Below are 20698 nucleotides of genomic sequence, written 5' to 3' on the forward strand. Positions count from 1 at the left end.
CCGCTCAGACCTCGAGGACCTGGCGCTTGTTGTAGGTGCCGCAAGACGGGCACGCGATGTGCTGCTGCTTGGGCTCGTGGCAGCGCTCGCACGCAACCAGGGTGGGGACCGCAGCCTTCCACTGCGACCGGCGGTGGCGCGTGTTGCTGCGCGACATCTTCCGCTTCGGAACAGCCACGGCTACTTCTCCTGCTTCTCGTCGACGCCAGGTTCGGCGCCGCTCATCTCGTCCTTCTCGCCGTCCGTCATGGTTTCGGCGAGTCCCTGCAATGACGCCCAACGGATGTCGACGGCGTCATGGTGGTGGTCCGGATCGTCCGTGAGCCGCGCTCCGCACTCGGAGCACAGACCCGCGCAGTCGTCCTGGCACACCGGCTGCATGGGCAGTGCGAGCACCACCGCATCGCGCAGCACGGCCTCGAGGTCGAAGAGTCCGTCCTCGAGGAAGAGCCTGTCCTCGTCGTCCTCGGCGTCATCGCCCGGTTCCGCGATCACGCGGCCCCGGTCGTCGGCGTCAGGGTACGAGAACATCTCCTGGAAGTCCGCTTCGAGCTCCAGCCCGACCGGCTCCAGACACCTTACGCACTCCCCCTCGGCCTGTGCACGGGCGGCGCCGGTGACGAGCACGCCGTCCATCACCGACTCCAGGCGGAGGTCGAGTGCGACCGGGGCGCCTTGCGGCACTCCGATCACTCCCGCGATGCCGAGGTCCCGGGGAGCGTCGACCGTGCGGGTCAGGCGCTGGAGCGCGCCAGGACGCCGACCCAGCTCGTGCGTGTCGAACACGAGAGGGTTGCGGTGGTCGAGGCGGACTTTGTGAGCCATTCCTGCTTTCGGCTTCCGAACTCGGAGGGACGCCGTCCCGGCGGTGCTTCCGGGCAGCGGGGATCGCGGACGTAGGCGCGACCGAACAGCCAGGATACTGGACCATTCGCTTTCGGCCCAATCCGGCGCCCGGGAGCCGCCGCGCCACACCCGCCGCCGCCCCGCCAGGGGGCGCCGGGAGCGCTTATGAGGGTTCTAGAGGCCGCGGCCCTGCTCGTACGCCCTGAGCTGTTCGGCGCTGATCATGCCGGTGTCGAAGAGGCTGGTCTCGTCCAGGGCGTAGTCCTGCGGGGACGCGTGCGACTGCTGCTGCGACGCGTGGGACTGGTGGTCCGGCTGGTGCGGGACCTGACCGGTGGGGAAGGCGCCCGGGTGCGAGGCGTCGTAGCGCTCGTCGTACGCCTCCTCGTAGCTCTCGGCGTAGTTCTGGAAGGCGGCGCCGGCCGCCGGGGCGTAGCCGCCGGCGGCGTACGGGTCGGCCTGCGGGTAGCCGTACGGGTCCTGCTGGCCGTAGTCCTGCGGGTAGCCGCCGTAGGGGTCGGCCTGCGCGGGCTGCTGGTAGCCGTAGGCGGGCTGCGGCTCGTACGCCGGTTGCGCGGGCTGGGGCGGCCGGGCGGGGCGCCCGGCGGGCGCGGCCGGGGCGTCGGCGAGGGCGGCCAGGTCGGCGAGGTAGTCGGCGTCGCTGGAGTGCCGCACGGTGGTGGTGTCGTCGGCCAGGGCGCCGAGGTCGTCGGTGGCGATCCGTCCGTGCAGCTTCTGCCGGCCGCGGCCGACCGCCTCCAGGGTCTTGGCCAGGACGGCCTCGAAGGCGCCCAGTTTGGCGTCGACGTAGGCGTCGGCGGTGCGGCGCAGGGTCTCCGGGTCGTGGCTGCGCTCGGGGGCGTCCTCGTCCTCGTAGCCCTCCTCGTCGAGGCCGGGGCCGGTGCCGAGCAGCTTCTCCCGGCCGCGGCCGACCGAGCCGAGCGTCTTGGTGAGGACCACCTCGAAGTTGGCGAGCTTGGAGTCGACGTAGTCGTCGGCGTCGGCGCGGACCTCTTCGGCCTCGGTGCGGGCCTCGGTGAGGATGCGGTCGGCCTCGGCCTGGGAGCGCAGGGCGACCTCGGTGCCGGAGACGAGGGAGCCGCGCTCGGCGTGCGCGGTCTCGATGATCTGCTCGGCCTCGCGGCGGGCGTCCTCGACCATCTGCTCGCGGCCGCCGATCAGTTCCTGCGCCTGCGCGAGCGAGCCGGGCAGCGCCTGGCGCACCTCCTCCAGCAGCGCGAGCAGGTCGGCCCGGTTGACGACGCACGACGCCGACATGGGCATGGACCGGGCGCCGGAGACCGCGGCGGCGATCTCGTCGAGCTTCTTCTGCACGTCCACGGTGTGCTCGCCACTTCCTGCCGATGGGGGGAACGGACGGGACGACCGTACCGCCACGGGGCGACCCCCGGACAGCGGGTGACGGGACGTCAGCGGATCAGCGCTCGCCGAGCCGCCCGGACAGCGCCTGGAGGACCTGCGGCGGCACCAGTTGGGCCACGTCGCCGCCCCAGGCGGCGACTTCCTTGACCAGGGACGACGACAGGAAGCTGTAGGCGGGGTTGGTGGGCACGAACAGCGTCTCGACGCCGGTGAGGCCGTTGTTCATCTGGGCCATCTGGAGTTCGTAGTCGAAGTCGCTGACCGCGCGCAGGCCCTTGACGATGGCGGGGATGTCGCGCTGCTTGCAGAAGTCGACGAGGAGGCCGTGGAAGGACTCGACGCGGACGTTGCCGAAGTCGGCGGTGACCTCCCGGATGAGGTCGATCCGCTCCTCGATCTCGAACAGGCCCTTCTTGGCCTGGTTGATCATCACCGCCACGTAGACCTCGTCGTACAGGCGGGAGGCGCGGGCGATGATGTCGAGGTGCCCGTTGGTGATGGGGTCGAACGACCCGGGACAGACGGCGCGGCGCACTTGAGTTCCCTCGCTCTCCGGTCCGGTCATCGTGCGTCTTCGCACGTAGAGGCGGCGCGACCGTACCAAAACGTTCCCTCGCCGTAGCGGCGGGCCCTGATCGCGTCGAACCCGGCCGGCCACCGGAAGTCCCCGCCTCTGGTGCTGCGCTCCACGGTGACGAGGGCGCCCGCCGCGAGCCACCCCCGCGAGCGGAGTGTGAGCAGGATCTCTCCAAGATCGCCGTCCGAGACGGCGTACGGCGGGTCCAGGAAGACGAGGTCGTACGGCTCGGCGGGCGGCGGCGACTGGACGACCTGCTCCGCCTTGCCCGCCCGCACCTCGGCGCCGGGCAGGGCGAGGGAGCGCACGTTGTCGCGGACGGTGCGGACGGCTCGGGCGTCGGCCTCGACGAGCAGCGCGTGCCCGGCGCCGCGGGACAGCGCCTCCAGTCCGACGGCACCCGAGCCGGCGTACAGGTCGAGGACCCGTTCGCCGTCGAGCGGGCCGCCCAGGAGGGCCTGCCAGGTGGAGAACAGGCCCTCGCGCGCCCGGTCCGAGGTCGGCCGGGTCCCGTTGCCCGGGGGTACGGCGAGACGGCGTCCACCGGCCCGGCCGGCGATCACGCGGGTCATGTCCTGGGGTCCTCGGGTCTTCGTCAGGCGGTGGGGCGGCGGGGCCGGCCGGCGGCGCGCGGTCAGGCGGACGGGGCGGACGGCGGTCGTTCGCCACCCAGTCTGTCAGTCCTGCTCCCCTTCCACCCCGTCAGTCCCGCTCAGCCGCCCTGCCCGCCGCCTCGGCCGCCTCTCCCGCCTTCGCGGCAAGGAGCGTCGTCACCCTTCCTGACTCTTCGCCGCCCTCTGCCGCTCCTCGGCGCCTCGGGCCGCTTCTCGTCATCCCTTGTCGAGGAACTGCTCGCGCTCCTCGTCCAGCAGGGCGTCCAGGGCCGTGCGCAGGGCGGGCAGGCCCTCCAGGCCGGGGTCGGCGGCCACGACCGCGGCGGCCTCCTCGCGGGCCTCGGCGATGACCTCCTCGTCGTCGATGACGGCGAGCACCCGCAGGCTGGACCGGGCGCCGGACTGGGCCTGGCCGAGCACGTCGCCCTCGCGGCGCTGTTCGAGGTCGATGCGGGACAGCTCGAAGCCGTCGAGCGTGGCTGCCACCGCGTTGAGCCGCTGCCGGGCGGCGCTCGCCTCGGGCATCTCGGTGACCAGCAGGCACAGGCCGGGCGCCGAGCCGCGGCCGACCCGGCCGCGGAGCTGGTGGAGCTGGGAGACGCCGAAGCGGTCGGCGTCCATGATCACCATCGCGGTGGCGTTGGGGACGTTGACGCCGACCTCGATGACGGTGGTGGCGACCAGGACGTCGGTCTCCCCGGCCGCGAAGCGGCGCATCACCGCGTCCTTGTCGTCGGGCGGCATCCTGCCGTGCAGCACCTCCACCCGCAGGCCCTGAAGGGGTCCCTGGGCGAGCTGGTCGGCCACGTCCACGACGGCGAGCGGCGGGCGCTTCTCGGCCTCGTCCTGCGCGGACTGCTTCCCGGCGCCCTTATTCGGGCCGCCGGGTCCGTCCGGCTTGTCCAGGGAGTCCCCGATGCGCGGGCAGACCACGTACGCCTGGTGCCCCTTGGCCGCCTCCTCGCGCACCCGCTCCCAGGCCCGGGACAGGAAGTGCGGTTTGTCGGCGGCCGGGACGACATGGCTGGCGATGGGCGAGCGCCCGGCCGGGAGCTGGTCCAGGACCGAGGTCTCCAGGTCGCCGAAGACGGTCATCGCGACGGTGCGCGGGATGGGCGTGGCGGTCATGACCAGCAGGTGCGGGGTCCGCTTCTCCCCCAGGCGGTCGCCCTTGCCGCGCAGGGCGTCGCGCTGCTCCACGCCGAAGCGGTGCTGCTCGTCGACGACCACGAGTCCGAGGTCGTGGAACCGCACCTTGTCCTCGATGAGGGCGTGGGTGCCGATGACGACGCCCGCCTCGCCGGTGGCCAGGTCGAGCAGCGCCTGACGGCGGGCCGCCGCGCCCATGGAGCCGGTGAGCAGCACCACCTTGGTCGCGTGCTCGGCGCCGCCCAGCAGGCCCTGCTCGGCCAGCTCGCCCATCATCTCCGTGATCGACCGGTGGTGCTGCTGGGCCAGCACCTCGGTGGGCGCCAGCATCGCGGCCTGCCCGCCCGCGTCGACGACGGCGAGCATCGCGCGCAGCGCCACCATGGTCTTGCCCGAGCCCACCTCGCCCTGGAGCAGGCGGTGCATGGGGTGTTCGGCGGCCAGGTCGTCGAAGATCTCGCGGGAGACCTTCTGCTGGCCCTCGGTGAGGGTGAAGGGGAGGCGGTCGTCGAACGCGGCGAGGAGGCCGTCCGGGCGGGGGCGGCGGGCGACGGCGGGGAGTTGGGCCTCCGCGTGCCGGCGGCGGGCGAGGGCGACCTGGAGGACGAACGCCTCGTCCCACTTCAGCCGGGCGCGGGCGTCCTCGATGTCCGCCTTGGTGTGCGGGCGGTGGATCCTGAGCAGCGCCTCGGGCAGCGTGACCAGGCCGCGGCCGTCGCGCAGCGACTCGGGCAGCGGGTCCAGCGCCTCCTGGGCGGTGGGCAGCACGGTCTGCACGGCCTTGGCGATCTTCCACGACTCCAGCTTGGCCGTGGCCGGGTACATCGGGATCAGGGCGCCGGCCCAGGACTCGACGGTCTCCTCCGGGTCGTCGGCGCCGCCCTTCAGCAGTTCGTAGGCCGGGTGGGCCAGTTGGAGGCGGCGGTTGAAGACGGAGACCTTGCCCGCGAACATCGCGCGGGTGCCCGGCAGCAGGTCCTTGTGCGGCTTGTGCACGCCGGCGCCGAAGAAGACGAGCTGGAGTCTGCCGCTGCCGTCGGTGATCGTCACCTCCAGGCGCTGGCCCTTGCCGCGCGGCGCCCGGGAGGAGGCGAAGCTGTGCAGGCGCGCGTCGGCGACCTGGGCGACCACCGTGACGTGCTCGTCCATGGGCAGGTCGGCGAGGTGGGTGAGCTGGCCCCGCTCCTCGTACCGGCGCGGGTAGTGGTGGAGGAGGTCGCCGACGGTGTGCAGCCCGAGGTGCTCGGCCATCACCTTCGCGGTGGCGGGGCCGAGCACCGGCTTCAGCGGCTGTCGCAGGGATTCTCGCGGTGCGTGCACGAGATCCATTGCACACCACGGCACTGACAATGCCGTAGACGTGCCGGGAAACACCTGGTCAGAGGGGGCGTCCACGGGCCGGAGCGACGCGCTCGGGCCCCTCTCGGCGCGATTCGCCCCTCTCGCCCTGTCATTCCACGTTATTCCACCTGTCATCCCACCTGTCATTCCACGCCGATGAGCAGCAGCGCGCCCTGGCGGCCGCCGCGGTAGACCACCGTGTCCACGGCCAGGTAGGAGTCGCGGACGCGGGTCTCCAGGGAGTCGGCGACGGCGTCGGGGGCGTCGTCGCCCAGCACGAGGGTGACGAGTTCGCCGCCCGCCGCGAGCATGCGGTCCAGGACGGTCTGCGCGGTGGCCGCGACGTCCGAGCCGATCACGGCCACGTCGCCCTCGATGAGGCCGAGGACGTCCCCGGCCTGGCAGATGCCCGCCGTGGTCCAGGACCGGTGCTCGGCGACGGTGACCTCGGCGTGGCGGGTGGCGCCGGCCGCCGAGGTCATGGCGACCACGTCCTCGTAGAAGCGGCGGTCCGGCTCGTGCACCGCGAGGGCGGCGATGCCCTGGACCGCCGAACGCGTCGGGATCAGGGCGACCCGGACGCCCTCGCCGCGGACCTGTTCGGCCGCCGCCGCGACGATGTCGCGCAGGTCGGCGTCGTTGGGCAGCAGGACCACCTCGCGCGCGTGCGCCCTGCGCACCGCCTCGACGATTTCGCCGCTGGCCGGGGGCTCGCCGGGGCGGGCCAGCACGGCAGTGGCGCCGGCCTCGGCGTAGAGGCCGGCCAGGCCCTCGCCGGGGACCACGGCCACCACGGCGCGCTGGGCGCGCTCGCGGGGCGGCCGCTCGGCGCGGGTGGCGTGCGCGTCGTCGGCGGCGAAGTGGGTGATGCGGACGCGGTGCGGGCGGCCCGCCTCGACCCCCGCCTCCACCGCGGCGCCCGCGTCGTCGACGTGCACGTGCACGCTCCACAGCCCGTCGCCGCCCACGACGACGAGGCTGTCGCCGAGCGCGTCGAGCCGCTGCCGCAGCCGGGCGACGGCCGTGTCGTCGGCGTCCAGAAGGTAGACGACCTCGAAGGCGGGACCCGCGTCGGAGACACGGGCAGCGGAAGCCGGACCGGAGGCAGCAGGGCCGGAGGCAGCACGGGCGGCGGAAGCCGGACCGGAGGCAGGAAGGCCGGAGGCAGCAGGGGCAGCAGGGCCGGAGGCAAGGGCGGCCTTGGCGGCCGCGCACGGGGGCGTCTCCCCCGCCCCGTCGTCCCGGTCGTCCCGTACGCGCGCGTGCGGGACGACCGGCGGGTCCGCGTCCGCCGCCCGGCCGGTCTCGCCCGGCGGGACGGTGTCCGCGGGCGCCCGGCCCGTGAACGTCTCGACCAGGGCGGCCAGCACCGTCACCAGGCCGCGCCCGCCCGCGTCGACGACCCCGGCCCGTTCCAGGGCCGCCAACTGGCCGGGGGTCGCGGCCAGCGCGCGGGACGCTCCCTCGTAGGCGGCCCGTGCGACCGCGCCGCAGTCGCCCTCGGCGCCGGCCGCCGCGTCGGCGGCGGCCGAGGCGACCGACAGGACGGTGCCCTCGACCGGGTGCGCCACCGCCTGCCGGGCGGAGTCGGCGGCCCGCCGCAGAGCGGCCCGCAGCGCGTCCCCGCCCGTACGGGCCCCCTCAGCGCCCGCCCGGACGCCCTCGCCGCCCGCCACCACCTGGGCCATGCCGCGCAGGAGTTGGGCGAGGATCGTGCCGGAGTTGCCGCGCGCCCCGATCAGCGCCCCGTGCGCCATCGCCTGGGCGGCCTCGGCCGGTGAGGGGCCGCCGCGCGCGTCGGCGCCGGTCTCGTGCGCGGAGAAGACGGCCTCCACGGCCGCCGCGGCGGACTCGACGGTCAGGTACAGGTTGGTGCCGGTGTCCCCGTCGGCCACGGGGAAGACGTTGATCGCGTCGATCTCCTCGCGCGCCCGCCCCAGCGCCCGCAGCGCCAGAGAGCACCAGGTGCGCACCGCCGGCGCGTCGAACGTCTGCGCCACCTGCGCCACCTGCGCCTCCCTGAGCTGCTGGACTGGACGGCAGCGTAGACCCAGGGGCCGGGTCCGGGGGTAGAGGGCCGGAAGGGGTCCTGGGGAGAACATGGTAGTTTCGCTGTACCGGAGCAGACGTTGTATGCTGCTCCGGTTGCCCGATCCCGGTCGGGCTCTCCCCCTGGCAACGCCACTCGGATCTCCCGGACCTCGTTGAGGTCGGGTCTTGATTCCGGCACGCTGGGATCAACCGTAAGTGCATCTGAAGTCTTTGGAGTGACCCGTGGCTGCCAACTGCGACGTCTGCGGCAAGGGGCCGGGCTTCGGCAACAACATCTCGCACTCGCACCGCCGTACGCCCCGTCGCTGGAACCCGAACATCCAGCGCGTGCGTACTGTGGTCGGCGGGACGCCGAAGCGCGTGAACGCCTGCACCTCGTGCATCAAGGCCGGCAAGATCTCGCGCTGACGCACAGCAACAGCTAAGCGCGCGGCCACTGCTGGTTCGCTGCACTAAGCCGGTCCGTCTCGACGGACCGGCTTTTTGCCTTACCCCGATGCCGTCACCGGCCCCCACCTGCCAGAATCCGGGGAATGCGCTTCGGCGTCCTGGGCCCCTGGACATCCGCACCGACGAGGGCGCCTCAGTGGACCCCGGCGGCCCCCGCCCGCGCGCGCTGCTGACCCTGCTGCTCCTGGACGCGGGCCGCACGGTCGCCGCGGAGCGCCTGACCGACGGCCTGTACGGGACCGAGCCGCCCGCCGGCGCCGCCGCCATCGAGCTGCCCGCCTATCCGGCCGTCTGAGTCCCGCGCAGGCGCCAGCCGTGGTCCACGGGACCGATGCCGCCGCCGAGCGCGAACCCGGCCGCGATGGCCCCGGTCACGTACTCCTTGGCGGCCGTCACCGCCTCGGGCACCGGGCGCCCCTTGGCGAGCTGGGCCGCGAGGGCGGAGGCGAGGGTGCAGCCGGTGCCGTGGGTGTGCCGGTTGTCCAGGCGCGGGGCGCGCAGCCAGTGCTCCTCGGCGCCGTCGGTGAGCAGGTCCACGGCGTCCCCGGGCAGATGGCCGCCCTTGATCAGCACCCACCGGGGCCCGTAGGCGAGCACGGCCGCCGCGGCCTCGGGAAGCTGCTCGGGCGCGGTGACGCGGACGCCGGTGAGCTGGGCGACCTCGTCGAGGTTCGGGGTGGCGACGAGGGCCGCGGGCAGCAGCCGGGTGCGGACGCTCTCCAGAGCGGAGGCGGCCAGCAGCGGATCGCCGTGCTTGGAGACGCCGACCGGGTCGACGACCGCCGGGGCATCCGTGCCGGCGATCAACTCGGCCACCGCGGCGACCAGTTCCGCCGAGGCGAGCATGCCGGTCTTGACCGCCTGGACGCCGATGTCGTCGACGACGGAGCGGTACTGGGCGCGGACGGCCTCCACCGGCAGCTCCCAGGCGCCTTGGACGCCGAGGGAGTTCTGCGCGGTCACCGCGGTGATCACGCTCATGCCGTGCACGCCGAGGGCCAGCATGGTCTTCAGGTCGGCCTGGATCCCCGCGCCGCCGCCCGAGTCCGAGCCGGCGACGGTGAGGACCCGCGGGGGCGCGGCGGTCATGCGTCCAGGTCCCCGAAGTGGTCCCAGCCGCCCTTGCGGGTCCACGGCGCCCCGTCGACCGTGACCTGCGGCAGGGCCGAGGGGTTGAGCACCTCCCCGATCACCTTCCAGCGGGCCGGGAGCTTCACGTCCGGCGGGAAGGTGGCCACGATGGCGTGGTCCTCGCCGCCGGAGAGGACCCACTGGAGCGGGTCGACGCCGACGGCCTGCCCGATGTCGTTCATCTGGGAGGGGACGTCGACGGCGCCGGAGCGGACGTCGATGCGGACCTTGCTGGCCTCCGCGATGTGCCCGAGGTCCGCGATCAGTCCGTCGCTGACGTCGCACATCGCGGTCGCGCCGAGCCCGGCGGCGGCCGGGCCCGCGTGGTAGGGCGGCTCGGGGCGGCGGTGCGCCTCGACGAAGGCGCGCGGGGAGCGGAAGCCGCGGGAGAGCACCGCGTACCCGGCCGCGGACCAGCCCAGCCAGCCGGTGACCGCGACGAGGTCGCCGGGCTGGGCGCCCGCCCGGGTCACCGGCTCGTGGCCGCGCAGGTCGCCGAGGGCGGTGATGGACACCGTGATCGTCTCGCCGCGCACCACGTCGCCGCCGACCACCGAGGCCCCGGCGACCTGGCACTCGTCGCGCAGGCCGTCCATCAGCTCGGTGGGCCAGGTGACCGGGAGTTCGGCGGGGACCACCAGGCCGAGCAGCAGGGCGGTCGGCACGGCGCCCATGGCGGCGATGTCCGCGAGGTTCTGGGCGGCGGCCTTGCGGCCCACGTCGTAGGCCGTGGACCAGTCCCGGCGGAAGTGCCGCCCCTCCAGGAGTATGTCGGTGCTCGCGACGACCCGGCGGTCGGGGGCGGCGACCACGGCGGCGTCGTCGCCGGGTCCGACCCGGACCGCCGGGGTGGTGGTGAGACGGGAGGTCAGCTCCCTGATGAGCCCGAACTCCCCTAGCTCACCGACGGTGCCCTTCATGGCCCTTTCGCCCCTTCTGTCCCTGTGCGTTCCCGGCCGCGACCCCGGTCGTGATCCCGGTCGCGCGTCCGCGCGGTCCTCGCTACGGTCTAGGTGACCGTCGCCTTCCGTCCAGCTTCCGTCCTACCCGCACCCCGGCGCGCGGGCCATGCCCCCGCAGGGTCTCCCCGCGGCGCCCGGCGACGCGATACCGTGGCGTTCCCCTTCCCCACATGATCCTCGTGGCCGCCCTGGAGGTTCCGTGGTACAGGCGTACATCCTGATCCAGACGGACGTCGGCAAGGCGTCGACCGTCGCCGAGACGATCTGCGAACTGCCGGGAGTGATGCAAGCCGAGGACGTGACAGGACCGTACGACGTCATCGTGCGCGCGCAGGCCGAGACCGTGGACGACCTGGGCCGCATGGTGGTCGCCAAGATCCAGCAGGTGGACGGGATCACGCGCACCCTGACCTGCCCGGTCGTGCATCTGTAGCCCCCGTCTACCCTTGGCCCGGTGAGTTCCTCGCGCCACCGGCTCTCCGGCCTGCCCGCCCTCGCCGCGCTGCTCGCCGTCGCGGGCTGCTCCTCAAGCGACGACGGCGCCGCCGCTGCGGTTCCCCGCCCGGACGCGGCCGTCGCGAAGCTGTGCCGCAACCTGGACGCGAAGCTGCCGCGGACCGTGGACGGGCAGCGCCGCTCCGACCCGCGGCCCGCCTCCGCGCTGACCGCGGGGTGGGGAAGCCCGGTGATCATACTGCGCTGCGGCGTCCCCCGGCCGCCGAAGATGATCGACCCGAAGGTCGCCGAGGGAAGCGATCCGGACGCGGTGGCCGGCGCGGTGAACGGCGTCGACTGGCTGATGGAGAGGCAGGGCGGCGGCGGGTACCGCTTCACCACCGCCAACCGCGAGGCGTACGTGGAGGTCAGCGTGCCCGCGGTCCGGGACAGCGCCACCGTGCTGGTCGCCCTGGCCCCGGCCGTGCAGAAGGCGATCCCCGAGGGGATCGCCGACTGACCGGGGCGGCCTGCGTCAGCGCAGGCCCGTGGAGCGGCGCAGCGCCGCCTGGATCAGGAGGTCCACCAGTTCCGCGTAGGAGACCCCGGTGGCCTGCCACATCTGCGGGTACATCGAGATGGGCGTGAAGCCGGGCATGGTGTTGATCTCGTTGATCACGAACTCCCCGTCCTCGTCGAGGAAGAAGTCCGCGCGGACCAGGCCCTCGCAGGAGGCCGCCTCGAACGCGTCCACCGCGAGGCGCCGCACCTCGGCGGTCTGCTCCTCGGTCAGCGGGGCGGGCACGACGCCGGGCGTGGAGTCGATGTACTTCGCCTCGAAGTCGTAGTACGCGTGCGCCGTGGGCGGCGGGATCTCCGCGGGCAGCGAGGCGCGCGGGCCGTCCTCGAACTCCAGCACGCCGCACTCGATCTCGCGGCCGCGCACGGCGGCCTCGACGAGCACCTTCGGGTCGTGCCGCCGCGCCTCCTCCAGGGCCTCGTCCAGGCCGCCGAGGTCGTCCACCTTGGTGATGCCGATCGAGGAGCCGGCGCGGGCGGGCTTCACGAACAGCGGCCAGCCGTGCTCGCCGGCGAAGTCCACGATCCGCTTCCGGGCGGCGGCCTCGTCCCGCGCCCAGTCGCGCGGCCGGATCACCGTGTACGGGCCGACCTTGAGCCCGAAGGAGGCGAACACCCGCTTCATGTACTCCTTGTCCTGGCCGACGGCCGAGGCGAGCACGCCGGAGCCGACGTAGGGCGTCCCGGACAGCTCCAGCAGGCCCTGGAGGGTGCCGTCCTCGCCGTAGGGGCCGTGCAGCACCGGGAAGACCACGTCGACCTCGCCGAGCGCCTTGGGCACCGAACCCGGCTCGCTGTAGACGACTTCGCGGGCGGCCGGGTCGACGGGGAGCACCACGCCGCCTTCGCCGGGCTCGGCCAGTTCCTCGACGCTGGGCGTGCGCCGCTCGGTGATCGCCATGCGGTCGGGGTCGTCCGCGGTCAGGGCCCAGCGGCCGTCCCGGGTGATGCCGATCGGCAGGACCTCGTAGGCGGACCGGTCGATGGCGCGCAGCACCGCTCCGGCGGTGACCACGGAGATCCCGTGTTCGGAGCTGCGCCCGCCGAAGACGACGGCCACGCGCGGCTTGCGCGGCTGCTGCTCAGGGCTCTGGGGGAGGTTCTCGGTGCTCATATCGCGATGAGCGTACCCGGTGGTAGGGCCCGGTGGCCGCCTTGAAGACGCGCCGTCGCTCAGCGTCGCTCGGGCTTCGCGCTGCGCGACATCAGCTCCTTGAGAGCGACCGCCGGGGGCTTGCCCTCGTGCACGATGCCGACGACCGTCTCGGTGATCGGCATGTCGATGCCGTGCCGGCGGGCCAGGTCGAGGACCGACTCGCACGACTTGACGCCCTCGGCGGTCTGCCGGGTGACCGCGACGGTCTCCTGGAGCGTCATGCCCTTGCCGAGGTTGGCGCCGAAGGTGTGGTTGCGCGACAGCGGCGAGGAGCAGGTGGCCACCAGGTCGCCGAGGCCCGCGAGTCCGGAGAAGGTCAGCGGGTCGGCGCCCAGGGCCATGCCGAGCCGGGTGGTCTCGGCGAGCCCGCGGGTGATGAGCGAGCCCTTGGCGTTGTCGCCGAGGCCCATGCCGTCTGCGATGCCCACCGCGAGGCCGATCACGTTCTTCACCGCGCCGCCCAGTTCGCAGCCGAGGACGTCGGTGTTGGTGTACGGGCGGAAGTACGGGGTGTGGCAGGCGGCCTGGAGCCGCTGGGCGACGTCCTCGTCGGCGCAGGCCACGACGGCGGCGGCCGGCATCCGGGCGGCGACCTCGCGGGCGAGGTTGGGTCCGCTGACCACGGCGACGCGGTCGGCGCCCGCCTTGGCGACGTCCGCGATCACCTCGCTCATCCGCATCGCCGAGCCGAGTTCGACGCCCTTCATCAGGGAGACGAGGACCGTGTCCGGCGCGAGCAGCGGCAGCCAGTCGGCGAGGTTGGCGCGCAGGGTCTGCGAGGGGACGGCCAGCACGGTGAAGTCGGCGTCCCGGGCGGCCTCGGCGGCGTCCGCGGTGGCCCGCAGGCGCTCGGGCAGCGCCACGCCGGGCAGGTAGTCCGGGTTGGTCCGGGTGGAGTTGACCGCCTCGGCGAGTTCGGGGCGGCGGGCCCACAGGGTGACCTCGCAGCCCGCGTCGGCGAGGACCATGCCGAAGGCGGTCCCCCACGATCCGGCGCCGAAGACGGCGGCCCTGACCGGCCCGGCCGGACCGACCGACCCGGCGGATCGCGCCGGTTCGGCGGACTGCGCGGGCGCGGTGGACTGCGCCGGTTCGGCGGACTGCGCGGACGCGGTGGACTGCGCCGGTTCGGCGGACTGCGCGGACGCGGTAGGTGCGGCAGGTTCGGCGGACGCGGTCGTCGCGACGGGCTCGCTCACGTGCCCTGCCCCTCTTCCTGGACGGCTTCGCGCGCCACCGGCGCCTCCTCGGCCGAGGCGGCGGCGGGGGCCGGCGTCGGGGCCGGGGCGGGCGCCGGGCTCTGCGTCTGGGTGCGGCGGCGCTGCTCGATGCGCTCGCGGCGCGGGTCGTAGGGCACGGCGGGCGCGGTGCGGCCGCGGATCTGCTCCAGGCGCCCGGTGATGGCGGCCATGATGACCTCGGTCGCCTCCCTCAGCAGCTCCGGAGTCATCTCCCGGTCGTAGAAGCGGGACAGGTCCACCGGCGGCCCGGCCAGCACGCGGTGGGTCTTGCGCGGCAGCAGCGCCGGCTTCTTCGCGTAGGGCGGCAGGAGTTCGTTGACGCCCCACTGGGCGACCGGGATCACCGGGCACTTGGTCTGGAGGGCGACCCGCGCGGCGCCGGTCTTGCCGGTCATCGGCCAGCCGTCCGGGTCGCGGGTGAGGGTGCCCTCGGGGTAGAAGGCGACGCACTCGCCGCGCTCCACGGCGTCGATGGCGGCGCGGAAGGCGCTCAGCGCGTCGGTGCTCTCCCGGTAGACGGGGATCTGCCCGGTGCCGCGCATGACGGCGCCCACGAAGCCCTTCTTGAAAAGCCCGCTCTTCGCCAGGAATCGCGGCACCCGGCCGGTGTTGTACTGGAAATGCGCATAAGCGAAGGGGTCGATGTACGAATTGTGGTTCATCACGGTGATGAATCCGCCGTCGACCGGAATATTCTCCATTCCGCGCCAGTCCCGTTTGATCAGAACCACCAGGGGCGGTTTGCAGATCACCGCTGCGAAGCGATACCAGAAGCCGATTCTGCGGCGGGACACGCGGACACCTTCCTCTAGGACTGCCCCTGGAGCCGGGAGCCGCACAAGTGTCGCCCCAGGCCGCCGGTCTGTCGAGAACACCGTACGCCCCGGCCCGCGCGCCCTCCGATGCGCCGGTGACAATGTCCTCGACGAGAGAGGGGCGAACGCCCGTGCAGTGGACCTTGGTCATTCCCCTGAAGCCCCTGGCGCAGGCCAAGAGCAGACTGGCGGACACCGCCCACGACGGGGTCCGGCCCGACCTCGCCCTCGCGTTCGCGCAGGACACGGTGGCGGCCGCGCTGTCCTGCCCGGCGGTCGCGGATGTGGCGGTCGTCACGGACGACGCACGGGCCGCACGGGAACTGGCGGCGCTGGGCGCGCGGATCGTCCCGGACGCGCCGGGCGCGGGCCTGAACGCCGCGCTGGCGCACGGCGCGGCGGCCGTGCGGGCCGCGCGCCCCGACGGCGCGGCGGCCGCCCTGAACGCCGATCTCCCGGCGCTTCGCCCGGCGGAACTGGCCCGGGTTCTGGAGGCGGCCGGTGAATTCCCGCGCGCGTTCCTCGCGGACGCGGCCGGCGTCGGCACCACGCTGCTGGCCGCGACCGCGGGCCGGGAGCTGCGTCCGTCGTTCGGCGCCGGCTCCCGCGCCCGCCACCGGGCCTCGGGCGCCGCGGAACTGCGGCTCGGCGCGGTCGACTCGGTGCGCCAGGACGTGGACACGGGCCAGGACCTGCGCGTCGCCCTGGCCCTCGGCGTGGGTCCGCGCACGGCGGCCGCGGCCGCCCGGCTGCTGATCCCGGAGAGCTGAGCCCCCGTACGAACCGAGGTCGCGTACGAACCGAGGTCACGGACGGGCCGAGCCAGTAGGCTTGCCGTTCATGCAGGCCACCGCGTACACCTACGACCCCGACAGCCGCAGCGGGCAGGTGCTCCTGGACGACGGCACCCCGGTGCCGTTCGGCGCGGCGGCGTTCGACGCGGGCGGCCTGCGGCTGCTGCGCCCGGGGCAACGGGTGCGGATCGAGACGGCGGGCGAAGGCGCGGAGCTGCGCATCACCCTGGTCACGTTGCAGACGTTCTGACCCTGTCCGCGCGCCTCTCCCCCGGCGCGCAGGGCGCACGGCAGTCCCCTCGGCGCGTGCGGGCGGAACGCCGCGGGCCGGACTCCCCCGGAAGTCCGGCCCGGCGCGCGAGCGGCGCCTCCGCGCTCCTCAGAAGATCGCTGCTAGGGGATGTCTGCCCGCTCCTCGCGGATCGGCTCACGGCGTCGGGGGCGGCGAGGCGCCGGGCCGGGCGCCGCGGGTCCGCGAAGATCAGGGAGGCACTCCCTAGGCGAGGGACGCGGTCTTCTTGGCGGTGGTCTTCCGGGCGCTCGACTTCTTGGCCGGGGCCTTCTTCGCCGTCGCCTTCTTGGCCGGGGCCTTCTTGGCGGCGGTCTTGGCCGCCGGGGCCGCGGTCTTCTTGGCGGCGGTCTTCTTGGCCGCCGCGGTCGTCTTCGCCGCGGTGGTCTTCTTGGCCGCCGTCTTCTTGGCCGCGCCCGTGGCCTTCTTCGTGGCGGCCTTCTTGCCGGCGGCCTTGGCGATGACGGCGGGCGGGCCGGACAGGCTGCCCTTGGGCGCCTTCTTCACCGCGATGTCGTTCTTCGGGAGCTTCTTCGAGCCGCTCACCAGGTCCTTGAAGCCCTGACCGGCGCGGAAGCGGGGAACGGAGGTCTTCTTGACCCGCACCCGCTCGCCGGTCTGCGGATTGCGGGCGTAGCGCGCCGGGCGGTCCACCTTCTCGAAGGACCCGAAGCCGGTGACCGAGACCCGGTCTCCCGCCACGACCGCGCGCACGACGGCGTCCAGCACCGCGTCGACGGCGTCGGCGGCCTGTTGCCGGCCGCCCATCTTGTCGGCAATCGCTTCTACGAGCTGCGCCTTGTTCACGTCTTCCCCTTCGGAGACCTCGCCAGAACGAAAGTGTTCAAGCCTTTTCGCACGTTAGGCAGATATATACCGCAAATCAAACACGAAACGGGCTGATCACCCTTGTGCCGCAACGGATTCGGCGGACGCGGGCTGTTCAGCCTTCCTCGCCGGGGATTCGGCCCTCGTCGAGGTCGGCCGTGAACCGCTCCAGCCGCCGTGCCGCACCGGCGAGATCGTGCTTGGCCGCGGCCGTGATGACCAGCAGCTTCCGGGTCAGCGCCATCCGTACGCCCTCCGGGACTTGCAGTGCGCGCACGCGTCCGTGCGCTTCCTTGAGCCGGACCGCGACCGCCGTATAGAGCTCGAGTTGGCCGTCGTCGTCCATGCACAGATTGTGCCATCTGGGGCGAGTTGTCGCCTGCGCAGGGGGCAACTACCGTGCCCCCCGGCCTTCCAGAGCGTCCGGCCGGGCGGCGCGGCGGGCGGGGTGCTCGCCGCCGAAACCCCTTCTGACGTGGGGAGTTGATCGCGCGCACCCTCGTGCGGCGGGGGCGGGCGACCCCGGAGACGGCGGTACCCCCGATCGTGGCGATCGGGGGTACCGGGGTGTTGCGCGGTGGCCGAAACTCGACGCTCCGGACCCGGACCGGGGTCCCGGGCCGCAGCCCCGCGGGGGGGGGGGCGCGGCCCCGGTGCCGTCCGGGGGCCGGATCAGACCGGCAGAGTGCGCGGCTTGAAGGACGGGCGCCGCTCCTCGTACGCGGCGATGTCGTCCTCGTTCCGCAGGGTGATCGAGATGTCGTCGAGCCCGTTCAGCAGCCGCCAGCGGGAGTTCTCGTCCAGCTCGAAGGAGGCGGTGATCCCCGCGGCGCGCACCTCGCGGGTCTGGAGGTCCACGGTGACCTCGGCGGCCGGGTCCTGCTCCGTCAGCTCCCACAGGGCGTCGACGATCTTCTGCTCCAGGACCACCGTGAGCAGGCCGTTCTTCAGCGAGTTGCCTCGGAAGATGTCCGCGAAGCGGGAGGAGATCACGGCCTTGAAGCCGTAGTTCTGGAGCGCCCAGACGGCGTGCTCGCGGGAGGAGCCGGTGCCGAAGTCGGGCCCGGCGACCAGGACCGTGGCGCCCCGCCGCTCGGGGCGGTTGAGCACGAAGCCGGCGTCCTTGCGCCATGCCTCGAACAGCCCGTCCTCGAAGCCGTCGCGGGTGACCTTCTTGAGCCAGTGGGCGGGGATGATCTGGTCGGTGTCGACGTTGCCGCGGCGCAGCGGGACGGCCCGGCCGGTGTGCGTGGTGAAGGCTTCCATGGCTCTCAGACTCCAGCGGGCGTACGGGTCTCGGCGTCGGACAGGTCGGCCGGGGAGGCCAGGTGGCCGAGGACCGCGGTGGCGGCGGCGACCTGCGGCGACACCAGGTGGGTGCGGCCGCCCTTGCCCTGCCTGCCCTCGAAGTTGCGGTTGGAGGTGGAGGCGGAGCGCTCGCCGGGGGCGAGCTGGTCGGGGTTCATGCCCAGGCACATCGAGCAGCCCGCGTGCCGCCACTCGGCGCCGGCCTCCTTGAAGACCGTGTCCAGTCCCTCGGAGACGGCCTGGAGGCCGACCCGGGCGGAGCCGGGCACGACCAGCATCCGTACGCCCTCGGCGACTTTGCGGCCCCGGACGACGTCGGCGGCGGCGCGCAGGTCCTCGATGCGGCCGTTGGTGCAGGAGCCTACGAAGACGGTGTCCACGGTGATGGAGCGCAGCGCCTGGCCGGCCTCCAACCCCATGTACTCCAGCGCCTTTTCGGCGGCGAAGCGCTCCGAGGCGTCTTCGTACGAGGCCGGGTCGGGGACGTCCGCCGAAAGGGGCGCGCCCTGGCCGGGGTTGGTGCCCCAGGTGACGAACGGGGACAGCTCGGCGGCGTCGACGACGACCTCGGCGTCGAACACGGCGTCGTCGTCGGAGCGCAGCGTCCGCCAGTAGGCGACGGCGGCGTCCCAGTCCTCTCCCTCGGGGGCGTGCGGGCGGCCCTTGAGGTAGGCGAAGGTCGTCTCGTCGGGGGCGATCATGCCCGCGCGGGCGCCGGCCTCGATCGACATGTTGCAGACGGTCATGCGGGCCTCCATCGAGAGCTTCTCGACGGCGCTGCCGCGGTACTCCAGGACGTAGCCCTGGCCGCCGCCGGTGCCGATCCGCGCGATGACCGCCAGGATCAGGTCCTTGGCGGTGACGTCGTCGGGCAGTTCGCCCTCGACGGTGATCGCCATGGTCCTGGGGCGGGTCATCGGCAGGGTCTGGGTGGCCAGCACGTGCTCGACCTGCGAGGTGCCGATGCCGAACGCCAGCGCGCCGAAGGCGCCGTGCGTGGAGGTGTGCGAGTCGCCGCAGACGACCGTGGCGCCGGGCTGGGTCAGGCCGAGCTGCGGGCCGACCACGTGCACGACGCCCTGCTCGACGTCGCCCAGCGGGTGCAGCCGGACGCCGAAGTCGGCGCAGTTCTTGCGCAGCGTCTCCAACTGGGCGCGGGAGACCGGGTCCGCGATCGGCTTGTCGATGTCGAGGGTCGGGGTGTTGTGGTCCTCGGTGGCGATGGTCAGGTCGAGCCGGCGCACGCCGCGGCCGCTCTTGCGGAGGCCGTCGAAGGCCTGCGGGCTGGTCACCTCGTGCAGCAGGTGCAGATCGATGAAGAGGAGGTCGGGCTCGCCCTCGGCGTGCCGGACGACGTGGTCGTCCCAGACCTTCTCCGCGAGTGTCCTACCCATCGCGTTCCCTTCGGCCGGGCGCACGGCGGCGCCGGTCCTACTAGAGATCTTGTGGAGGCGGGCGTCCGTGCCCCGGGCGGGCGGCCGTCTCCGGACCCGCCGGTCCACGGGCCGCTGTGACTACCAGGGTGGCGCGTTCCATGGAAAATTGAACTTGCGTTTCACAGAGTGAGACGCGAGTATCGTTTCATGGACAACAGTAGCGGCGTCGGCGTTCTGGACAAGGCGGCCCTCGTCCTGAGCGCTCTGGAGTCCGGTCCGGCCACCCTCGCGGGCCTGGTCTCGGCCACCGGACTGGCACGGCCCACGGCTCACCGGCTGGCCGTGGCACTGGAACACCACCGCATGGTGGCGCGGGACATACAGGGCCGGTTCATCCTCGGCCCCCGGCTGGCGGAGCTGGCCGCCGCCGCGGGCGAGGACCGCCTGCTGGCCACCGCCGGGCCGGTCCTCACGCATCTGCGCGACGTCACGGGCGAGAGCGCGCAGCTCTATCGCCGCCAGGGGGACATGCGGATCTGCGTCGCCGCTGCGGAACGCCTGTCCGGACTGCGGGACACGGTCCCGGTCGGCTCGACGCTGACGATGAAGGCGGGCTCCTCGGCCCAGGTGCTGATGGCCTGGGAGGAGCCCGAGCGGCTGCACCGCGGGCTCCAGGGCGCCCGCTTCACGGCGACGGCGCTGTCCGGTGTGCGGCGGCGCGGCTGGGCCCAGTCGATCGGCGAGCGCGAGCCGGGCGTCGCCTCCGTCTCGGCCCCCGTGCGCGGCCCGTCCAACCGCGTGGTGGCCGCCGTGTCCGTCTCCGGTCCCATCGAGCGCCTCACCCGTCACCCGGGCCGGATGCACGCCCAGGCCGTCATCGACGCGGCCGGCCGGCTCTCCGAGGCCCTGCGCCGCACCGGCTGACCGCGCCGCCGGAACCGGCCCCCGAGGCGCCCGCCGCACGCTCCCGGGCTTCCCCGACAGACGAGCGGCGCGGCGCCCGGCGCGCTGACCGGCCTGGCGCCCGGCGCCGCGCCGGAAACGCCGAAGGGCCCTCCCACGGGAGGGCCCTTCGGTCGATGCGTACCCCCGACCGGATTCGAACCGGCGCTACCGCCTTGAGAGGGCGGCGTGCTAGGCCGCTACACAACGGGGGCGTGGACTCTGCGTTTCCGCAGGCCCGAGCTGGTCTACCTGGACTCGAACCAAGACTAACTGAACCAGAATCAGTCGTGCTGCCAATTACACCATAGACCAATGATGGTTTAGACCAGTCAGTACCCCCGACCGGATTCGAACCGGCGCTACCGCCTTGAGAGGGCGGCGTGCTAGGCCGCTACACAACGGGGGCCCTAGCGATCCTGCATCGACG

23 protein-coding genes and 3 tRNA genes are annotated in these 20698 nt (G+C 73.5%); 7 read left to right on the forward strand and 19 right to left on the reverse strand.

What is annotated here, in order from left to right:
* Positions 1 to 4: 4 nt before the first annotated feature.
* From rpmF to ABZ861_RS17320, 7 genes are all read right to left on the reverse strand, one after another.
* On the reverse strand, positions 5 to 178 hold the full coding sequence (rpmF, locus tag ABZ861_RS17290; protein ID WP_003951102.1) for a 50S ribosomal protein L32: 174 nt from the start codon (positions 176 to 178) through the stop codon (positions 5 to 7).
* 2 nt (positions 179 to 180) lie between these two features.
* Positions 181 to 825, reverse strand: a complete 645-nt coding sequence (locus ABZ861_RS17295; RefSeq protein WP_361630663.1) for a YceD family protein — start codon at positions 823 to 825, stop codon at positions 181 to 183.
* 195 nt (positions 826 to 1020) lie between these two features.
* Positions 1021 to 2187, reverse strand: a complete 1167-nt coding sequence (locus ABZ861_RS17300) for a cell division initiation protein (protein WP_361630666.1) — start codon at positions 2185 to 2187, stop codon at positions 1021 to 1023.
* Between the two features lie 97 nt (positions 2188 to 2284).
* Positions 2285 to 2764: a pantetheine-phosphate adenylyltransferase gene (gene coaD / locus ABZ861_RS17305; RefSeq protein ID WP_361631041.1), complete on the reverse strand. Its 480-nt coding sequence runs from the start codon at positions 2762 to 2764 to the stop codon at positions 2285 to 2287.
* Between the two features lie 26 nt (positions 2765 to 2790).
* Complete coding sequence (gene rsmD / locus ABZ861_RS17310; protein ID WP_361630669.1) at positions 2791 to 3378, reverse strand: 16S rRNA (guanine(966)-N(2))-methyltransferase RsmD; 588 nt, start codon at positions 3376 to 3378, stop codon at positions 2791 to 2793.
* A gap of 258 nt (positions 3379 to 3636) precedes the next feature.
* Positions 3637 to 5898 (reverse strand): ATP-dependent DNA helicase RecG, encoded by a 2262-nt coding sequence (gene recG / locus ABZ861_RS17315; protein WP_361630672.1) that lies wholly within the window; start codon positions 5896 to 5898, stop codon positions 3637 to 3639.
* A gap of 155 nt (positions 5899 to 6053) precedes the next feature.
* Positions 6054 to 7919 carry a DAK2 domain-containing protein gene (locus ABZ861_RS17320; RefSeq protein WP_361630675.1) on the reverse strand — a complete coding sequence of 622 codons (1866 nt, stop codon included), beginning with the start codon at positions 7917 to 7919 and terminating at the stop codon, positions 6054 to 6056.
* 265 nt (positions 7920 to 8184) lie between these two features.
* On the opposite strand from ABZ861_RS17320, the gene rpmB reads away from it, so the two are divergent.
* Entirely contained in the window at positions 8185 to 8370 is a 186-nt protein-coding gene (rpmB, locus tag ABZ861_RS17325) for a 50S ribosomal protein L28 (protein WP_361630678.1), read from the forward strand.
* 88 nt (positions 8371 to 8458) lie between these two features.
* Positions 8459 to 8707: a hypothetical protein gene (locus ABZ861_RS17330; protein WP_361631056.1), complete on the forward strand. Its 249-nt coding sequence runs from the start codon at positions 8459 to 8461 to the stop codon at positions 8705 to 8707.
* On the opposite strand, the gene thiD is transcribed toward ABZ861_RS17330, so the two are convergent.
* Together thiD and ABZ861_RS17340 are read right to left on the reverse strand one after the other, a co-directional pair.
* Positions 8692 to 9501 (reverse strand): bifunctional hydroxymethylpyrimidine kinase/phosphomethylpyrimidine kinase, encoded by an 810-nt coding sequence (gene thiD / locus ABZ861_RS17335; RefSeq protein ID WP_361630680.1) that lies wholly within the window; start codon positions 9499 to 9501, stop codon positions 8692 to 8694. The two genes, ABZ861_RS17330 and thiD, sit on opposite strands and share 16 nt — an antisense overlap.
* Positions 9498 to 10463: a thiamine-phosphate kinase gene (locus ABZ861_RS17340; protein WP_361630683.1), complete on the reverse strand. Its 966-nt coding sequence runs from the start codon at positions 10461 to 10463 to the stop codon at positions 9498 to 9500. The genes thiD and ABZ861_RS17340 overlap by 4 nt, the downstream gene beginning before the upstream one ends.
* Before the next feature lie 241 nt (positions 10464 to 10704).
* On the opposite strand from ABZ861_RS17340, the gene ABZ861_RS17345 reads away from it, so the two are divergent.
* Together ABZ861_RS17345 and ABZ861_RS17350 are read left to right on the forward strand one after the other, a co-directional pair.
* Positions 10705 to 10938, forward strand: coding sequence for an Lrp/AsnC ligand binding domain-containing protein (locus tag ABZ861_RS17345; RefSeq protein ID WP_361630686.1), 234 nt, complete (start codon positions 10705 to 10707; stop codon positions 10936 to 10938).
* Positions 10939 to 10959: 21 nt separating this feature from the next.
* Positions 10960 to 11460 (forward strand): DUF3515 domain-containing protein, encoded by a 501-nt coding sequence (locus ABZ861_RS17350; protein ID WP_361630689.1) that lies wholly within the window; start codon positions 10960 to 10962, stop codon positions 11458 to 11460.
* A 15-nt stretch (positions 11461 to 11475) separates the two neighbouring features.
* Here ABZ861_RS17350 and ABZ861_RS17355 read toward each other — a convergent pair whose 3' ends face one another.
* From ABZ861_RS17355 to ABZ861_RS17365, 3 genes are read right to left on the reverse strand one after another with little or no spacing between them, the layout of a single operon-like run.
* Positions 11476 to 12633, reverse strand: coding sequence for a D-alanine--D-alanine ligase family protein (locus ABZ861_RS17355; protein ID WP_361630692.1), 1158 nt, complete (start codon positions 12631 to 12633; stop codon positions 11476 to 11478).
* A 59-nt stretch (positions 12634 to 12692) separates the two neighbouring features.
* The gene (locus tag ABZ861_RS17360; RefSeq protein WP_361630694.1) at positions 12693 to 13874 is read right to left on the reverse strand and encodes an NAD(P)H-dependent glycerol-3-phosphate dehydrogenase; all 1182 of its coding nucleotides are present in this window, start codon (positions 13872 to 13874) and stop codon (positions 12693 to 12695) included.
* Positions 13871 to 14710 (reverse strand): lysophospholipid acyltransferase family protein, encoded by an 840-nt coding sequence (locus tag ABZ861_RS17365; protein WP_361630697.1) that lies wholly within the window; start codon positions 14708 to 14710, stop codon positions 13871 to 13873. The genes ABZ861_RS17360 and ABZ861_RS17365 overlap by 4 nt, the downstream gene beginning before the upstream one ends.
* Positions 14711 to 14862: 152 nt before the next feature.
* Here ABZ861_RS17365 and cofC point away from each other — a divergent pair, with 152 nt between their 5' ends.
* Positions 14863 to 15501 (forward strand): 2-phospho-L-lactate guanylyltransferase, encoded by a 639-nt coding sequence (cofC, locus tag ABZ861_RS17370; RefSeq protein ID WP_361630700.1) that lies wholly within the window; start codon positions 14863 to 14865, stop codon positions 15499 to 15501.
* Positions 15502 to 15571: 70 nt separating this feature from the next.
* Positions 15572 to 15775, forward strand: coding sequence for a hypothetical protein (locus ABZ861_RS17375; protein WP_361630703.1), 204 nt, complete (start codon positions 15572 to 15574; stop codon positions 15773 to 15775).
* A gap of 246 nt (positions 15776 to 16021) precedes the next feature.
* Here ABZ861_RS17375 and ABZ861_RS17380 read toward each other — a convergent pair whose 3' ends face one another.
* From ABZ861_RS17380 to leuC, 4 genes are all read right to left on the reverse strand, one after another.
* Positions 16022 to 16621, reverse strand: a complete 600-nt coding sequence (locus tag ABZ861_RS17380) for an HU family DNA-binding protein (protein ID WP_361630706.1) — start codon at positions 16619 to 16621, stop codon at positions 16022 to 16024.
* A 136-nt stretch (positions 16622 to 16757) separates the two neighbouring features.
* Complete coding sequence (locus ABZ861_RS17385) at positions 16758 to 16988, reverse strand: hypothetical protein (RefSeq protein ID WP_361630709.1); 231 nt, start codon at positions 16986 to 16988, stop codon at positions 16758 to 16760.
* 326 nt (positions 16989 to 17314) lie between these two features.
* Entirely contained in the window at positions 17315 to 17908 is a 594-nt protein-coding gene (gene leuD, locus ABZ861_RS17390) for a 3-isopropylmalate dehydratase small subunit (RefSeq protein ID WP_361630712.1), read from the reverse strand.
* A gap of 5 nt (positions 17909 to 17913) precedes the next feature.
* Positions 17914 to 19344 (reverse strand): 3-isopropylmalate dehydratase large subunit, encoded by a 1431-nt coding sequence (gene leuC / locus ABZ861_RS17395; RefSeq protein ID WP_361630715.1) that lies wholly within the window; start codon positions 19342 to 19344, stop codon positions 17914 to 17916.
* A gap of 189 nt (positions 19345 to 19533) precedes the next feature.
* Here leuC and ndgR point away from each other — a divergent pair, with 189 nt between their 5' ends.
* The gene (gene ndgR / locus ABZ861_RS17400) at positions 19534 to 20250 is read left to right on the forward strand and encodes an IclR family transcriptional regulator NdgR (RefSeq protein WP_361630718.1); all 717 of its coding nucleotides are present in this window, start codon (positions 19534 to 19536) and stop codon (positions 20248 to 20250) included.
* Positions 20251 to 20410: 160 nt separating this feature from the next.
* Here ndgR and ABZ861_RS17405 read toward each other — a convergent pair.
* The 3 genes from ABZ861_RS17405 to ABZ861_RS17415 form a co-directional block, all read right to left on the reverse strand.
* A tRNA-Glu gene (locus tag ABZ861_RS17405) sits at positions 20411 to 20483 on the reverse strand.
* Positions 20484 to 20511: 28 nt separating this feature from the next.
* A tRNA-Gln gene (locus ABZ861_RS17410) sits at positions 20512 to 20583 on the reverse strand.
* A gap of 21 nt (positions 20584 to 20604) precedes the next feature.
* Positions 20605 to 20677 (reverse strand) — tRNA-Glu (locus ABZ861_RS17415).
* Positions 20678 to 20698 lie beyond the last annotated feature (21 nt).

Source organism: Streptomyces sp. NPDC046985, from assembly GCF_040644415.1.
Taxonomy (GTDB): domain Bacteria; phylum Actinomycetota; class Actinomycetes; order Streptomycetales; family Streptomycetaceae; genus Streptomyces.

Bases quoted from the DNA above. Each gene is read 5' to 3' on its own strand.
- thiD (WP_361630680.1), bottom strand. From the start codon at position 9,501: ATGACCGCCGCGCCCCCGCGGGTCCTCACCGTCGCCGGCTCGGACTCG.
- ndgR (WP_361630718.1), top strand. From the start codon at position 19,534: ATGGACAACAGTAGCGGCGTCGGCGTTCTGGACAAGGCGGCCCTCGTC.
- ABZ861_RS17355 (WP_361630692.1), bottom strand. From the start codon at position 12,633: ATGAGCACCGAGAACCTCCCCCAGAGCCCTGAGCAGCAGCCGCGCAAG.
- ABZ861_RS17295 (WP_361630663.1), bottom strand. From the start codon at position 825: ATGGCTCACAAAGTCCGCCTCGACCACCGCAACCCTCTCGTGTTCGAC.
- recG (WP_361630672.1), bottom strand. From the start codon at position 5,898: ATGGATCTCGTGCACGCACCGCGAGAATCCCTGCGACAGCCGCTGAAG.
- ABZ861_RS17375 (WP_361630703.1), top strand. From the start codon at position 15,572: ATGCAGGCCACCGCGTACACCTACGACCCCGACAGCCGCAGCGGGCAG.
- ABZ861_RS17330 (WP_361631056.1), top strand. From the start codon at position 8,459: ATGCCGTCACCGGCCCCCACCTGCCAGAATCCGGGGAATGCGCTTCGG.
- rsmD (WP_361630669.1), bottom strand. From the start codon at position 3,378: ATGACCCGCGTGATCGCCGGCCGGGCCGGTGGACGCCGTCTCGCCGTA.
- leuC (WP_361630715.1), bottom strand. From the start codon at position 19,344: ATGGGTAGGACACTCGCGGAGAAGGTCTGGGACGACCACGTCGTCCGG.
- ABZ861_RS17385 (WP_361630709.1), bottom strand. From the start codon at position 16,988: ATGGACGACGACGGCCAACTCGAGCTCTATACGGCGGTCGCGGTCCGG.
- ABZ861_RS17340 (WP_361630683.1), bottom strand. From the start codon at position 10,463: ATGAAGGGCACCGTCGGTGAGCTAGGGGAGTTCGGGCTCATCAGGGAG.
- leuD (WP_361630712.1), bottom strand. From the start codon at position 17,908: ATGGAAGCCTTCACCACGCACACCGGCCGGGCCGTCCCGCTGCGCCGC.